Source organism: Clostridioides sp. ZZV14-6150 (assembly GCF_020657875.1).
GTDB lineage: Bacteria > Bacillota > Clostridia > Peptostreptococcales > Peptostreptococcaceae > Clostridioides.
In genome coordinates this window covers 181,913-196,581 of sequence record NZ_JAGWDA010000006.1, presented here as the reverse complement: position 1 = coordinate 196,581, position 14,669 = coordinate 181,913, and the positions used below count along the sequence as shown (strand labels likewise).

The window sequence follows — 14,669 nt, the reverse complement described above, 5'->3', positions numbered from 1 at the left end:
AAGTTTAAAAATGACACCAGGGAAAAAAAAGACAATATTTAAGTGCTTAATAGCAGTAGTCTTGTTTTGTGGAATAATACTAATAGCCAATTTTAGTAAGGTTTCTGCTTTAATGACGGACACAAATGAAAATATTTTAATTAAACATGGTTCAAGGGAAAAGAAACTAATAGCAATTACCTTTGATGATGGACCTCATCCTAAAGAAACTAGTCAAGTCTTAGATGTGTTAAAGAAGTATAACGTAAAGGCTACTTTTTTTATAGCTGGAAAACATGCACAGTGGTATAAAGAACCATTGGTAAGAGCAAGTAAAGAAGGGCATGAAATAGGAAATCATACTTTTAATCATCCTGATATAAGCAATTTAACTTCTAGTCAAATTGAAGAAGAGATTGTTAAGTGTGAAGAAATTTTAAAGAAAGTTACTGGAAAGAAACCTACATTATTTAGACCACCATTTGGGAGTTACAGAGAAAAGGATTTATTAGAAATTGCAAAAAAGCATGATTATAAAGTAGTTTTATGGACAGGAGTAGATGTGAAGGATTGGAAAAATCCTGGAGCTAATAGTATCGCAGATAAAATAATTAATAAAGTACAAAATGGAGATATAATACTTTTACATGACTATGCAACTAATGATACAGTTAAAGCTTTGGACATGTTTATTCCAAAGATGATAGAAAAAGGCTTTAAGTTTGTTACAGTTTCTGAATTAATGAAATAATTTTTTTTGGGGGGGAGATTTATAGTATGATTCTCATGATAGACAATTATGATTCTTTTGTATATAACTTAGTACAATATATAGAAGAATTGGGGGAAACAGTTATAGTAAAAAGAAACAACGAAATAACATTAAGAGGTATTGAAGAACTAAATCCAGAGGTAATTGTGTTATCTCCAGGTCCATGTTCTCCAAAAGAAGCTGGGATTTGTATAGATATTGTTGAATATTTTAAAGGTAAGAAGCCTATACTAGGAATTTGTTTAGGGCACCAAACTATTGGACATGTTTTTGGGGGTAATATAATAAAAGCACAACAGCCTGTTCATGGAAAAGTATATAGTATAAACCATATTAATAAGGGAGTTTTTAGTGGTCTTAAAAATCCTTTAAATGTTACTAGGTATCATTCGCTTATAATTGATTCTGATACAGTTCCAGAAGAACTTGAAGTTACTGCAACAACAAATATAGGTGAAGTAATGGGAATTAGACATAAGAAGTATTTAATAGAAGGAGTACAATTTCATCCAGAAGCTATTTTATCAGAGTATGGTCATGAAATGCTGAAAAACTTTATAAAAGAAGCTAGGGAAAGGATGGATATATAAGATGATAAGAGAAATAAAAACTAAATTAAATTCTTTTGAGATATTTACTATTTTTAGAAATGAAAATGATAGTTTTATATTAGATAGTGCTATGGACAAAGAAAAATTAGGAAGATATTCTTTTATAAGTAGCCAGCCATTTAAAGTATTAAGATATAAAAATACTGATGAAAATCCATTAGAAAATTTGAAAAAAGAATTAGATAAATATAAAGTTATAAATAAAACTAATTTGCCATTTATAGGTGGAGCTGTAGGATATTTGTCTTATGATTTGGGAAATTATATAGAAAAATTACCTAGAACTGCTATAGATAATATTGAGATACCTGATATGTATTTTGGATTTTATAACCATGTTATAGTAATAGACCATTTAAAGGAAAAAACTTACATAGCTACTCCAGATATAGATATAAAAGTAGAAGAAAAAATAATAGCTGATATAGAAGAAAAAATATTAAGAGAAGAGAAAAAAGGAATAGATAGTATATGTTATCAGGAAAAAGATGTAAAACCTATTCAACTTAAATCTAATTTTACAAAGGAAGAATTTAAAAATGCAGTTGAAAATGTTAGAGAGTACATAAAACAAGGTGACATATATCAAGCTAACTTGACACAAAGGTTTAGTGGGGAAACAGAACTGACAAGTTTTGAGTTATATCGAGATTTAAGAAGATTTAGTCCAGCACCATTTGGAGCATTTTTAAATTTTGAAGAAGCACATATCTTATCAAATTCTCCAGAGAGATTTATAAGATGTATTGATAAAAAAATAGAGGCAAGACCAATAAAAGGCACTCGACCAAGAGGTAAAAATAAGGAAGAAGATTTAAAGCTTCAAGAGGAGCTTAAAAATAGTGAAAAAGATAGAGCAGAGCTACTTATGATAGTGGATTTAGAAAGAAATGATATTGGTAGAATATCTAAAACTGGAAGTGTCAAAGTTCCAGAGTTGTTTGTAATTGAACCTTATGCAAATGTAAACCATCTGGTTTCAACAGTTGTAGGGGAACTAAAAGATGATAAGGATGCTACTGATATAATAAAAGCAACTTTTCCAGGTGGTTCTATAACAGGAGCACCTAAAATTAGAGCAATGGAAATTATAGATGAACTGGAACCAACACAGAGAAATGTATATACTGGTTCAATTGGGTATATAGGTTTTAATGGTGATATGGATTTTAATATAGCAATTAGAACTATAATAAAAAAAGATAAAAAAGTATATTTTCAAGTTGGAGGAGGTATGACTTGGGATTCTGACCCAGATGAAGAATACCAAGAAACACTAGATAAAGCAAAATCTATAATGAAAGCCTTGAGGGGATATTATGAAGAATAATTTAAGCTTTAATAGTAGCTTGAGTAAATTTGGAATTGGGTTATTTGAGACTATTAAAGTTAAAGATGGTATAGCTATAGATTTAAATACACATATAGATAGGATGCTTAATTCGATAACATGTTTGGATTTGAATATAAATTATGAAAAGCGATTCCTAATAGATGAAATTGTTAAATACATAGAAAAAGAAAATATTATTAATAAAGCACTTAGGATTACCGTTTTTGATGAAGGTTACAATATATCTATTAGAGAAATTCCATACAATAAAGAAGCATATAATAAAGGTTTGAAATTGACTATATCGCCTATAGTCAGGGGTGATAGCCTAATCTATAGACATAAGACTACTAATTATTTTGAAAATATTTATACTAAAAATATTGCAAATAAGAATGGATACAATGATGGGATATTTATAAATTCAGATGGTGTCATTTTAGAGTGTTCTATGAGCAATATATTCTTTATAGGAGGAAGTAAAGTATATACACCAAGTAGTAAATTACCAATTTTAAATGGAACAATAAAAAAAAGGATTATAAAGATTTGTGACGAATTACATATAGAGTTGGTGGAAAATGAAATTAATATATCAGAAATTAGTAGTTTTGATTTTGTTTTTGTCACAAATAGTCTTATGGGAGCAATGAAAGTTACAGAAATTGACAAGACAGAATTTAACAAAGAAAATGTTATTTTTAATAAAATAATAGAGCGTTTGTAATAAATTAAAATATTAACAATTTATTGGAGATAAGAGATGGTAAGTCATACTTATAAAGTATATAGTGAAAATATAAAAAAAATAATAGACAATCCAAATACGTTAGCAGTATTTCTAGTGGGTTCTAGTAAAGATGTAGATTTTAGTTTTTATGATTTAGAAATTAATGATATTGATGTATTTGTTTTTGTAAAAGAAGGGGAAAAACAAGAGCGAGTACTGTTTGAACAAAAGGGAATAGAATTTGATATAAATTATTTTTCAAAAGATGGTGTAAAAAAATTATTATCAGATAGAGAGTACTTCTTTGTGAAAGAGATGAAAGATGCTAAGGTTCTATTTGATATGGAGAATATATCCGATACCATAAAAGATATAAGTAGAGATATTTACTTAAAGGGTCCTAGTAAATTATCTTTAGAAGAAAAGTCTTTTTTGAAACAAGATATTGGAACAAAGATATCAAAGTTGAAAAATAAAGAAAAATTTGATGTTTTTGAATATCATTTTTTGACGAATTTATATTTAAAAGATATAATAATTGGGTACTTTAATACAAATGATAAATGGGTACCAAAAGATAAAAAATTGCTAAAAGTTTTGAAAAAAGAAAATAATGAACTTTTTAACCTAGTATCAAAGGTAAGTGAAAATTATGACTATCAAAAACTTTTAGATGTTTATAATTATATTTTTAAAGAAATTGAGACAAAAAAGATTATAAAATTAATCTTCTAGTCACGAGTCAATGGGGGGAGTTTAAATGAATAAAGTAGATAAAGAAAAAATACAACATGCAGTAAGAGAAATATTAGAAGCAATTGGTGAAGACCCAGATAGAGAAGGTCTAATAGAGACTCCAAATAGAGTTGCTAGAATGTATGAAGAGATATTCTCTGGTCTTAGTGAAGAACCAAGAGACCACTTAAAAGTTCTTTTTGCAGATGAAAAGCATGAAGAATTAGTATTAGTAAAAGATATTCCATTTTATTCATGCTGTGAGCATCATTTAGTTCCTTTTTTTGGAAAGGCACATATCGCTTATTTACCAAAAGGTGGAAGACTTACAGGGCTTTCTAAGCTTGCTAGAGTAATAGATACATTAGCAAAAAGACCTCAACTACAAGAAAGAATTACTAAAAATGCAGCAGACATAATAATGGAAGAATTGCAGCCATATGGTGTTTTAGTAGTAGTAGAAGCTGAACATATGTGTATGACAATGAGAGGTGTAAAAAAACCTGGTTCAAAAACTGTTACATCAGCAGTTAGAGGTATATTTGAAAAAGATATTGCATCAAGAGCTGAAGCTATGAGTTTAATTACTATGAAGTAGTGAATTATTGTAGATAATAATCGCTTGATAAGATATAAATTTTAATTTAAGGGAGTGTCATTAACTGTGTTTGATTATGGTAAAAGAACTTATATAATGGGTATATTAAATGTAACTCCAGATAGTTTTTCAGATGGAGGAGACTTTAGTAATTTAGACATAGCAATAAAACATGCAAAAGAAATGGTTGAACAAGGTGCTGATATAATTGACTTAGGTGGTGAATCTACACGTCCAGGTCATATCTATGTGGATTCGGAGGAAGAATTAAGAAGAGTAATCCCTGTGATAAAAAAACTTAAAAAAGAATTAGATATACCAATATCAATAGATACTTACAAGGCTGATGTTGCAGAAGAAGCCCTAAAATTAGGTGTCACTATGGTAAATGATGTTTGGGGTCTTAGAAAAGATAAGAATATGGCTTCTGTAGTGGGAAAATATGATGCAGAAGTATGTATAATGCATAATCAAGATGGGACAAACTATGACAAAGATATAATGGAGTCAATAAAAGACTTCTTTAAAGAGAGCATAAAAATGGCAATAGGCTGTGGAGTAAAAAAAGAAAAAATAGTTCTTGATCCAGGGATAGGGTTTGGGAAGACATTTGAGCAAAATATAGAAGTATTAAGAAGATTAAAAGAATTAAAAGAATTAGACTATCCTATTTTACTTGGTACATCTCGAAAATCAGTAATAGGAAAAGTACTTCCAGTTGAACCTAAAAAGAGATTGGAAGGCACAATAGCTACTACTGTACTTGGAATAAGAGATGGTGTAGATATAGTTAGAGTGCATGATGTTTATGAAAATTTAATGGCAGCTAAAATGACTGATGCAATATATAGAAAGTAGGTGTAGTATGATGGATAAAATATTACTTAGTAATCTAGGATTCTATGGATATCATGGTGTGCTTAAAGAAGAAAATTTTCTAGGTCAGAAATTTTTTGTCGACATGGAACTTTATGTTGATTCAAGAGAAGCAGGACTTAGTGATGATATAAATAAATCTGTAAACTATGCTGAAGTTTATAGTGTTGTTAAGGATATTACAGAAAATAAACAATTTAATCTTTTGGAGGCTTTGGCAGAGAATATTGCTGAAGAAGTCCTAAATAAATTTAACCTTGTAAATGGAGTTATGGTTAGAGTTAGAAAGCCAGAAGCTCCTGTAAATGGAATTTATGACTACTTTGGTGTTGAGATAAGGAGAACAAGAGATGAATAAGGCTTATTTGGGAATAGGGACTAATATGGGCAATAGATTTGATAATTTATCAAAAGCATGTGAACTTTTGAGAGATAGTGATTCTATATATGAAGTAAAAGAATCAAAATTATATGAAACAAAGCCATGGGGATATACAGAACAAGCAGATTTTCTTAATATGTGTGTAGAGATAGAAACAGAGTTTGAACCTTATGAGTTGTTAGAATATTGTCAAAAAATAGAGGAAGAATTGCATAGAGAGAGAATAGTACATTGGGGTCCAAGAACTATCGATGTAGATATACTATTTTTTAATGATGTAGTTTTAACTGATGAAAGATTACTAATACCACATCCAAGGATTCAAGATAGAGCTTTTGTTTTGATACCACTTATGGATTTGAATGAGGAACTTTTAATAAATAAAAAATCAATAAAAGAATATTTAAACCTCCTATCTGCTAAAGAAATAGAAGAAGTAAAGGAGCTTGTAGGTTATGAGAAAAAACCTATTTAATGATAATTCAAAGATAGTGATAAATACAAATAATAAAAAAATAACTGTAAAAGAAGATAAACTTGTAATAGCTGGACCATGTGCAATAGAAAGTTATGAGCAACTTTTAAAGACTGCTAAATTTGTAAAAAGTCATGGTGCAAATATTTTAAGAGGAGGAGCATATAAGCCAAGAACATCACCAAACTCATTTCAAGGATTAAAAAAAGAAGGTCTTGAAATATTAAAAGCAGTTAAAGAAGAGGTTGGTATAGCTGTTATTACAGAACTTATGGACATAAGAGATATGGATGAATTATATAGTGTCAGTGATATAATTCAAATTGGCTCAAGAAATATGCAAAACTTTACTCTTTTAAGTGAAGTCGGAAAACAGAATAAGCCTGTTATGTTAAAAAGAGGAATCGCATCAACAATTACTGAATGGATAGGTGCAGCAGAATATATAGCAATAGAAGGAAATAGTAATATTATAATGTGTGAGAGAGGTATAAGAACATACAATGATTATACTAGAAATACATTAGACCTAGCTGCTGTACCGATTATTCAAAAAGAAACGGGACTTCCTGTTGTAGTAGACCCAAGTCATGCTACTGGAGTTAGATATTTAGTAAAACCTATGTCAATGGCATCACTTGCATGTGGAGCAGATGGAATAATGATAGAAGTTCATCCAGACCCAGAAAATGCTCTATCAGATGGGATTCAATCTCTCTGCTTTGATGAATTTGAAGATTTGATGAAATCAATTAGTGTTTATTAAAAAGAGGCAAGAGCCTCTTTTTTATTCGTGATAGTTTTTGATGTGAATTTATAAGATAATAGATATATAATTTAATAGTTAGAATATTTGATATAAATAAAAATTTAATATTGATGGAATTAACATAAAAAATAAAAATTTTTTGATTAATAAGAAGGATATCAATAAAAAAAGTCGAATTCTGTATATTGAGTGATTGACAAATTTAGAATATAGTGTAGAATAGAAATGTTAACACAAAAAATTACACCAGAAGGTGATAATATGAATGATATAAAAGACATTATTGAAGAAATAAAAGCTAGATGTGATATAGCAAGTATAATATCTGAATATATGAGTATAAAACAATCTGGAGCTAATTATAAAGGATTATGTCCATTTCATGGGGAAAAAACTCCATCTTTTTATATAAATACGTCAAAACAAATTTATAAGTGTTTTGGTTGTGGTGAAGGTGGAGATGTGATAAATTTTGTCATGAAAATGGAAAATTTAGATTTTATGGATGCTGTAAAAATTTTAGCAAATAAATGCGGTATAGAAATTAATACCAACATGAATGAAGAAACTAGAATGAAAATAGAGAAATCTAAAAAGTTTCAAGATATTCATACAGAAGCTGCTAGATTTTATCTTTCAAACTTATTAGGAAGTAAAAATCTTGGGTATGAATATTTAAGGATTAGAGGGCTAGATGATAAAATAATTAAAAAGTTTGGTCTAGGATTTTCTTTGGATTCATGGAATTCTCTTATGAATACTCTTATTAATAAAGGGTATACAAAACAAGATTTACTGGAGTGCGGTCTAATTGCAAGAAATAGAGATGGAACTAATTGCTATGATAAATTTAGAAATAGAGTTATGTTTCCTATATTTGATTATAGAGGAAACATAATTGGATTTGGAGGAAGAGTACTAGATGATTCTTTACCAAAATACTTAAATTCTCCAGACACATTAATTTTCAATAAAAAACAAAATTTATATGGATTAAATTTTGCTAGAAAAAATTTAGATAATAAAACTATAGTCTTAGTTGAAGGATATATGGATTTAATTTCACTTTATCAGTATGGTATAAGAAATGTAGTAGCAACCCTTGGAACAGCCTTGACTGAACAACAAGGTATTTTAATAAAAAGATATGCGGATACTGCTATTATATCTTATGACTCTGATGAAGCTGGAATAAAAGCGACTTTAAGAGCTATAGATATACTTATTAAATTAGGTATTACTGTAAAAGTTTTGGATTTGAAAGATTCTAAAGACCCAGATGAATTTGTAAGAAAATACGGACTTAGTGATTATAAAAAGGCAATGGATGTTTCTACTCACTACATAAAATATAAAATAGATCATCTTAAAAAAGAATTCAATATTCAAAAAGATGAAGAACGAGTGAAGTTTGCAAAAGAAGCTTCTAAGATTATAAAACAATTGACAAGTCCTGTAGAAATTGATTTTTATACAAAATATTTAAGCAATAAAATAGATATTAATGTCGAGTCTATAAAAAGGGAAGTATATGGTAAAAACTACAATAAACCATATAATAACAAAAACCAGAAAAAGATAGAAGAAAAAGTAATTGAAAAAGTCGAAGTTAGACAAGATGGAAAACAATTAGTTGAAGAAACTCTAATAAAAATAATGTTAGAAGACAAAAAAATTAGAGAAATAGCGTTACTTAAGGTAGAAGAAAGTGATTTTTTATTGGATGAAAGTAAAGAAATTTTAAATTACATGATTAAAAATCAAGAATTGGACAAAATAACTATTGACAAATTGAAAAGTTTAAACATATCCGAAGAATACTTAAAAGAATTAAATTCAATTTCTTTGAATAGTATAAACTTAGAGAGCACAAAAGAAATAGAAGGAATAATAACAAATATCAGAAAGAACTCATTAGAAGAACAAATTAATAACTTGTTGAAAGAACAACAAGAATTAGAAAATAATAATGATATGAAAGAGGTAGATGGTAAAGTTATGGAAATTGCTTTAAAAATAGTTGAGATAAATAAAATTTTAAAAAGCTTGTAGAGAAAGGAGGTTTGAGTGTGGAAAATAAGTCGAATAAAAAAGAGTTAAAAAAAGTTACCGCTAAGACATTAATAGAAAAAGGAAAAAAGCAAGGTTCATTGACGCTTGCAGAAATAATGGAAGCTTTTTCTGAAACTGAACTTGATAAGGATCAGGTAGAAAATCTTTATGAAACTTTAGGTAATTTGGGAATAGAAATAACAGAAACAAAGAACTATAAAGCTGATATAGACTTTTCGGCTACTGATGACGATTTAAATATGAGCCACATAGATGAAGATGCAGAAGTAATTTCACATGAGGACTCTTCTGCAATAGAAATAGAAACTGTGGATTTATCATTACCAAAAGGGATAAGTATAGATGACCCTGTTAGAATGTACTTAAAAGAAATAGGAAAAATTCCTCTACTTAAGCCACATGAAGAGGTAGAATTTGCTAGAAGAATGCATGAAGGCGATGAGATAGCAAAGCAAAGATTAGTTGAAGCGAACTTAAGACTAGTTGTAAGTATAGCAAAAAGATATGTAGGTAGAGGTATGCTTTTCTTAGACTTAATACAAGAAGGAAATTTAGGTCTTATAAAAGCTGTTGAAAAATTTGATTATACAAAGGGCTACAAGTTTAGTACTTATGCAACATGGTGGATAAGACAAGCTATAACACGTGCTATAGCAGACCAAGCTAGAACTATAAGAATACCAGTGCATATGGTAGAGACTATAAATAAATTAATAAGAGTATCAAGACAACTGCTTCAAGAACTTGGAAGAGACCCAAAACCAGAAGAAATTGCAAAAGAAATGGAAATGACAGAAGATAAAGTAAGAGAGATAATGAAAATAGCTCAAGACCCAGTGTCTTTAGAAACTCCAATAGGCGAAGAAGAGGACAGTCATTTAGGAGACTTTATTCCAGATGATGATGCACCAGCTCCAGCTGAGGCAGCAGCATATTCTCTACTTAAAGAACAAATAGAAGATGTCCTTGGCTCATTAAATGATAGAGAGCAAAAAGTATTAAAACTTAGATTTGGTCTTGAAGATGGAAGAGCTAGAACTCTTGAAGAGGTTGGAAAAGAGTTTGATGTAACTAGAGAAAGAATAAGACAAATAGAAGCAAAAGCACTAAGAAAATTAAGACATCCAAGTAGATCAAAAAAACTTAGAGATTATTTAGATTAAAAAGATACATCATTAATGTTTTTGTAATAAAGGCCATGGGATAAGTGATATCTCATGGCTATTTTGTGGTAGAGATTTTATATTATTTTTTATCTTGGTTTTAGTCTAAAATCAAGAGCAAATAAAAGAATTGAAAGGAGATATATCTTTGAAACTAACAGATAGATTATTAAAAATAGCATCATTGGTATCAGAGGGTAAAAAGATAGCTGATATAGGAACGGACCATGGATACATACCAGTTTATTTGCTAAAAGAGGGAAGAGTCCCATTTGCAGTGTTAGCAGATGTCAATAAAGGACCTCTTGACAATGCACGAAAAGAGGTCATACAGAACAATCTTTTAAAGAAAGTTGATTTACGATTGGGTTCTGGTATAGAGATACTTGAAATAGGTGAAATTGAAGAAGTAATAATTGCTGGTATGGGAGGTATATTGATAAGTGAACTTCTAGAGGCTAAAAAAGAAGTAGCACATAGTGTAGAAAAATTGATATTACAGCCTATGCAGGCACAAGAAGAGCTTAGACGCTATCTTCTGAATAATGGTTATGAAATTTTAAAAGAGGTTTTAGTGAGAGAAGATTTTAGGATATATGAAATAATAGTTGCCAAATATACAGGTAAAAATACTATAATAGAAGATGAGATACAATTTGAAGTTGGAATAAAACTTTTAGAAAATAAAGATTCTCTTTTTCATGACTTTATAGAAAAAAAAATAAAAACATATAGTGCTATAGTTAATCAACTAGAAGGTAAAAATGGAGAAGAAATAGATAAGAAGAGAGAAGAAAGTAAAATGGCAATAAGAAAACTTGAAAATTTAATAAAATAAATAGGAGGTAAATATGTTACTGAAGAGTCTTACTAGAAAAATTGAAAAAAAGTATCCTCTAAGCTTAGCTGAAGATTGGGATAATGTAGGTCTTATAGTTGGAGATTTTGATATGGATGTAAAGAAGATTCTGGTATCCTTAGAAGCCAATGAAAATGTAATCAATGAAGCTATATCTCAAAATATTGATTTAATTGTTACACATCATCCTTTTATATTTGGAAAAATCAATAAGATTAATAGTGCAGACTTAAAAGGTAGACTTATACAAAAGCTTATTAAAAATGATATAGCCCTTTATTCTATGCATACCAATTTTGACATAGCATTTGATGGTTTAAATGATTATTTTATGGAAATTATGGAATTTAATAACTCAAAAGTTTTAGATGTCACTGAAAGTGAGACTTTATACAAACTTGCAGTATATGTTCCATGTAATTATTCAGAAGTATTGAGAAAGGCTCTAAGTAATTCAGGAGCAGGTCATATAGGAAATTATAGTAACTGTACATTTTCGATAGAAGGAGAAGGTCAATTTAAGCCATTAGAAGGTTCCAATCCGTTCCTTGGAAGTATAAATGATATAGAAAGTGTAAATGAGGTTAAAATTGAAACTGTAGTACCACAGAAGCATTTAGGTGGAGTGATAAGTTCTATGCTAGATGCACATCCTTATGAAGAAGTTGCTTATGATTTGTACAAGCTAGAAAATAAAGGAAAAACATTTGGATTAGGTAGAATAAGTAAACTTGATGAAAGTACGACATTAGAGAATCTTTCTAATAAAATAAAAGAAAAATTAAATATGAAGCATATAAGGGTAGTTGGAAACCTCAATACAGAGATAACAAAAGTTGCTGTTGTAACAGGAGCTGGTTCTGAGTTTGTGAAAAAGGCTAAGAGACAAGGAGCAGATGTTCTAATAACTGGTGATGTAAAATATCATGAGGCACAAGATGCACTTGATATGGGAATGTGTATAGTTGATTGTGGGCATTTTGATACAGAAGATATATTTAAACATGTTATGAAGAGATTTTTGGATGAATTTGAAGAGATTGAAGTAATAAAAAGCAATGTATATTTAAATCCATTTAGCATCATTTAATGGTACTTGATAATAAAAGTACTATATAAAAAATAAATTTGATTTTGATTAGGGGGATAAAAATGAAAGTAGCAGTAATTTTTCATAGCGTTTGTGGGAGTACATATTTATTAGCAAGGGAGTATAAAAAGGTACTTGAAGAAATGAATATAGAGGTGGATATATTTAAAGTAAGTGATGAAGTTGCAAAAACACTTCCTCAGTATTATTTGATAAATTCAAAGGAATATAAAGATGAATTTGAAAGTATAAATGTAATTAAATCTGGAAAAGAATTACTAGATTATGATGTAATATTTATGGGTTCACCAACATATTATGGAAATGTATCTGGGCAAATGAAGATGTTTATGGATAGTTTTTCTGATGTATGGGTAGGAGCCCCTTTAAGTGGAAAAATATTTGGTTGTTTTGCTACATCAGGCTCACAACGTGGAGGAGGAGAACTGGCTTTACAATCAATGAATATATTTGCTCAACATATGGGGATGACTCTATTATCAGTTCCATGTATGGTAATAGGAGGTCATCCAGCATATGGAATACTTCATATAGCAGGAGATAACTCTGATATAAGACCAAGTGATGATGTTAAGTTTGGTATAAGAGATTATCTAAACAATCTTAGTATATATAAAAAATAGATATACATTTAGCCATGGTTTAACATTATGATTTATTTGATATTTGGACAGATATTATAATCTAAATAAGAGCTAATTAGAGTTTCATTAGAATTAGGCTAAAAAGATGCAGTGTGGTAAATCGAAGGTTGTTTTATAATAGGAGGATAGCAAAATGCGTTTTGAGAGGCTAAGAACATATGAAGATAAATTGTATTTAGAGGCAATAGAGTTGTACAACATAAGTTTTCCTTTTCATGAACAGAGAAAACCGTCTTTACAAGCAGAAATTATGGGTCATGAGGAATATCAATTTAACCTGATTTATGATGAAAATGACATGGTTGGTATCCTTTTATGTTGGGAAACAGAGAATTTTATTTATGTGGAACATTTCTGTATCAATCCTGAGATGCGCAATAAAAAGTACGGAAAAAGAGCTTTGGAGCTGCTAAACCAGCGAGGGAAAACTGTTATTCTAGAAATCGACCCTCCCATTAATAAAATTTCCATCAAGCGACAAGGTTTTTATGAGAGGGTTGGATATGAGGCAAATGATTTTGAACATATTCACCCTCCATACCATGAAGAATGTAATGGACATCAGTTAATTGTGATGTCTTATCCAGAAATGTTGACAAAAGTTGAGTATGGTAATTTCAACCAGTATTTAAGAACAACAGTAATGAGGCTCTGATTAAGAGTCAGTAGACCAAAAGGAAAAATAAACAATAAAATATAAAGATGGATACAGGGAGGCAAAGAAAAAGAGGGCTAAAGCCCTCAATTTCTTATATTTTAATCTCTAAAATCAACATTAGTAAATCCTGTTAGCGAAATGTCAATTTGATTTTTTCTTGTACCATTCTTATACTCAAATCCTTTATGCGTCTTAGTAAAATAATCTGGATAATTAATTAGACCATATTCAAGAAATTCTTTATCTGTTGCGGATAGAGAAATAGTGCTATTTTTGTATTGATTTTTTGAAGTAAATTCAATACTTGAATCTTTGGCAGTAACATTTATTGCATCAATACAATTTTCGGGGAAATCATAACTAAAGCTACCATCAAGCACATTTACATCCATATTGCATTTTATATTTGGAATATGGAGTTGAACATAGCTAGAATTGCCCATTTTAGCTGTTTTTCCTGATATAGATATAACCCATTTTCCATTTTGTTTTGTCATTTTAATATTGTAGTATTGGCTGTTGTAATTTGCTATTATTTTGTTGGATGAGGTTGGTAGTATTTCTACACCTCCATTGCAGATATCCAAAGAAACATTTAGGTTTTGTGTATTGTGAGGTAAACTATCACTGCTTTTTTGTGAGTCTGCACCTACCTTGGAATTAGCAGAGGTATTGAAATTTCCTCTATTGCTGATATCACTATAATTATGTATTTGTGAAGATGTATGGATTTCTAAAGCTGTTGCTCCTGTTGATAACATAGTTATTATTACAAGTGTACTAATAAGTAAAAACTTTGGTTTTTTCTTGGATTTCATAATTATTTTCAACCTTTCCTTCAATAATTTTTATATAGGTATTGAGGAAGTTCTTTAAAATATTTTAAGAATTTTCAATTAAT

Annotated in this window: 17 protein-coding genes; 16 read left to right on the top strand and 1 reads right to left on the bottom strand. The window is 29.3% G+C overall.

Annotation, left to right across the window (positions count from 1 at the left end):
* Positions 1-10: 10 nt before the first annotated feature.
* The 16 genes from KGF41_RS09400 (at position 11) to KGF41_RS09325 (ending at position 13,765) form a co-directional block, all read left to right on the top strand.
* Complete coding sequence (locus KGF41_RS09400; RefSeq protein WP_227827308.1) at positions 11-730, top strand: polysaccharide deacetylase family protein; 720 nt, start codon at positions 11-13, stop codon at positions 728-730.
* Positions 731-756: 26 nt separating this feature from the next.
* A complete protein-coding gene (locus KGF41_RS09395) occupies positions 757-1,341 on the top strand; it encodes an anthranilate synthase component II (RefSeq protein WP_227827309.1) in 585 nt (194 codons plus the stop codon).
* A 1-nt stretch (position 1,342) separates the two neighbouring features.
* Entirely contained in the window at positions 1,343-2,692 is a 1,350-nt protein-coding gene (pabB, locus tag KGF41_RS09390) for an aminodeoxychorismate synthase component I (protein ID WP_227841929.1), read from the top strand.
* Positions 2,682-3,422, top strand: a complete 741-nt coding sequence (locus KGF41_RS09385) for an aminotransferase class IV (RefSeq protein ID WP_227841928.1) — start codon at positions 2,682-2,684, stop codon at positions 3,420-3,422. The genes pabB and KGF41_RS09385 overlap by 11 nt, the downstream gene beginning before the upstream one ends.
* A 36-nt stretch (positions 3,423-3,458) precedes the next feature.
* Positions 3,459-4,160, top strand: a complete 702-nt coding sequence (locus KGF41_RS09380; RefSeq protein WP_227841927.1) for a hypothetical protein — start codon at positions 3,459-3,461, stop codon at positions 4,158-4,160.
* Between the two features lie 25 nt (positions 4,161-4,185).
* Complete coding sequence (folE, locus tag KGF41_RS09375; RefSeq protein ID WP_003429416.1) at positions 4,186-4,758, top strand: GTP cyclohydrolase I FolE; 573 nt, start codon at positions 4,186-4,188, stop codon at positions 4,756-4,758.
* 66 nt (positions 4,759-4,824) lie between these two features.
* Entirely contained in the window at positions 4,825-5,616 is a 792-nt protein-coding gene (gene folP, locus KGF41_RS09370) for a dihydropteroate synthase (protein ID WP_227827313.1), read from the top strand.
* A gap of 10 nt (positions 5,617-5,626) precedes the next feature.
* A complete protein-coding gene (gene folB / locus KGF41_RS09365) occupies positions 5,627-5,992 on the top strand; it encodes a dihydroneopterin aldolase (protein WP_227432804.1) in 366 nt (121 codons plus the stop codon).
* Positions 5,985-6,491, top strand: a complete 507-nt coding sequence (folK, locus tag KGF41_RS09360; protein ID WP_227827314.1) for a 2-amino-4-hydroxy-6-hydroxymethyldihydropteridine diphosphokinase — start codon at positions 5,985-5,987, stop codon at positions 6,489-6,491. Before folB ends, folK begins: the two co-directional genes overlap by 8 nt.
* A complete protein-coding gene (gene aroF / locus KGF41_RS09355) occupies positions 6,472-7,257 on the top strand; it encodes a 3-deoxy-7-phosphoheptulonate synthase (RefSeq protein WP_227827315.1) in 786 nt (261 codons plus the stop codon). The genes folK and aroF overlap by 20 nt, the downstream gene beginning before the upstream one ends.
* Positions 7,258-7,485: 228 nt before the next feature.
* Positions 7,486-9,312 (top strand): DNA primase, encoded by a 1,827-nt coding sequence (gene dnaG, locus KGF41_RS09350; RefSeq protein ID WP_227827316.1) that lies wholly within the window; start codon positions 7,486-7,488, stop codon positions 9,310-9,312.
* A 17-nt stretch (positions 9,313-9,329) separates the two neighbouring features.
* Entirely contained in the window at positions 9,330-10,496 is a 1,167-nt protein-coding gene (rpoD, locus tag KGF41_RS09345; RefSeq protein WP_227432810.1) for an RNA polymerase sigma factor RpoD, read from the top strand.
* Positions 10,497-10,644: 148 nt separating this feature from the next.
* Complete coding sequence (locus KGF41_RS09340) at positions 10,645-11,334, top strand: tRNA (adenine(22)-N(1))-methyltransferase (protein WP_227827317.1); 690 nt, start codon at positions 10,645-10,647, stop codon at positions 11,332-11,334.
* 13 nt (positions 11,335-11,347) lie between these two features.
* On the top strand, positions 11,348-12,445 hold the full coding sequence (locus tag KGF41_RS09335) for a Nif3-like dinuclear metal center hexameric protein (RefSeq protein WP_227827318.1): 1,098 nt from the start codon (positions 11,348-11,350) through the stop codon (positions 12,443-12,445).
* A 62-nt stretch (positions 12,446-12,507) separates the two neighbouring features.
* Positions 12,508-13,089, top strand: a complete 582-nt coding sequence (locus KGF41_RS09330) for an NAD(P)H-dependent oxidoreductase (protein WP_227856598.1) — start codon at positions 12,508-12,510, stop codon at positions 13,087-13,089.
* Between the two features lie 154 nt (positions 13,090-13,243).
* Complete coding sequence (locus tag KGF41_RS09325) at positions 13,244-13,765, top strand: GNAT family N-acetyltransferase (RefSeq protein WP_227827320.1); 522 nt, start codon at positions 13,244-13,246, stop codon at positions 13,763-13,765.
* 101 nt (positions 13,766-13,866) lie between these two features.
* Here the strand turns inward: KGF41_RS09325 and KGF41_RS09320 are convergent, their stop codons facing one another.
* Positions 13,867-14,586: a hypothetical protein gene (locus KGF41_RS09320; RefSeq protein ID WP_227827321.1), complete on the bottom strand. Its 720-nt coding sequence runs from the start codon at positions 14,584-14,586 to the stop codon at positions 13,867-13,869.
* Positions 14,587-14,669: the final 83 nt, after the last annotated feature.

Coding starts and splice junctions, on each gene's coding strand:
- KGF41_RS09380 (WP_227841927.1), top strand. CDS start 3,459: ATGGTAAGTCATACTTATAAAGTATATAGTGAAAATATAAAAAAAATA.
- KGF41_RS09395 (WP_227827309.1), top strand. CDS start 757: ATGATTCTCATGATAGACAATTATGATTCTTTTGTATATAACTTAGTA.
- folK (WP_227827314.1), top strand. CDS start 5,985: ATGAATAAGGCTTATTTGGGAATAGGGACTAATATGGGCAATAGATTT.
- aroF (WP_227827315.1), top strand. CDS start 6,472: ATGAGAAAAAACCTATTTAATGATAATTCAAAGATAGTGATAAATACA.
- KGF41_RS09400 (WP_227827308.1), top strand. CDS start 11: ATGACACCAGGGAAAAAAAAGACAATATTTAAGTGCTTAATAGCAGTA.
- KGF41_RS09330 (WP_227856598.1), top strand. CDS start 12,508: ATGAAAGTAGCAGTAATTTTTCATAGCGTTTGTGGGAGTACATATTTA.
- dnaG (WP_227827316.1), top strand. CDS start 7,486: ATGTTAACACAAAAAATTACACCAGAAGGTGATAATATGAATGATATA.
- folE (WP_003429416.1), top strand. CDS start 4,186: ATGAATAAAGTAGATAAAGAAAAAATACAACATGCAGTAAGAGAAATA.
- pabB (WP_227841929.1), top strand. CDS start 1,343: ATGATAAGAGAAATAAAAACTAAATTAAATTCTTTTGAGATATTTACT.
- KGF41_RS09325 (WP_227827320.1), top strand. CDS start 13,244: ATGCGTTTTGAGAGGCTAAGAACATATGAAGATAAATTGTATTTAGAG.
- KGF41_RS09385 (WP_227841928.1), top strand. CDS start 2,682: ATGAAGAATAATTTAAGCTTTAATAGTAGCTTGAGTAAATTTGGAATT.
- folB (WP_227432804.1), top strand. CDS start 5,627: ATGGATAAAATATTACTTAGTAATCTAGGATTCTATGGATATCATGGT.
- KGF41_RS09320 (WP_227827321.1), bottom strand. CDS start 14,586: ATGAAATCCAAGAAAAAACCAAAGTTTTTACTTATTAGTACACTTGTA.
- KGF41_RS09335 (WP_227827318.1), top strand. CDS start 11,348: ATGTTACTGAAGAGTCTTACTAGAAAAATTGAAAAAAAGTATCCTCTA.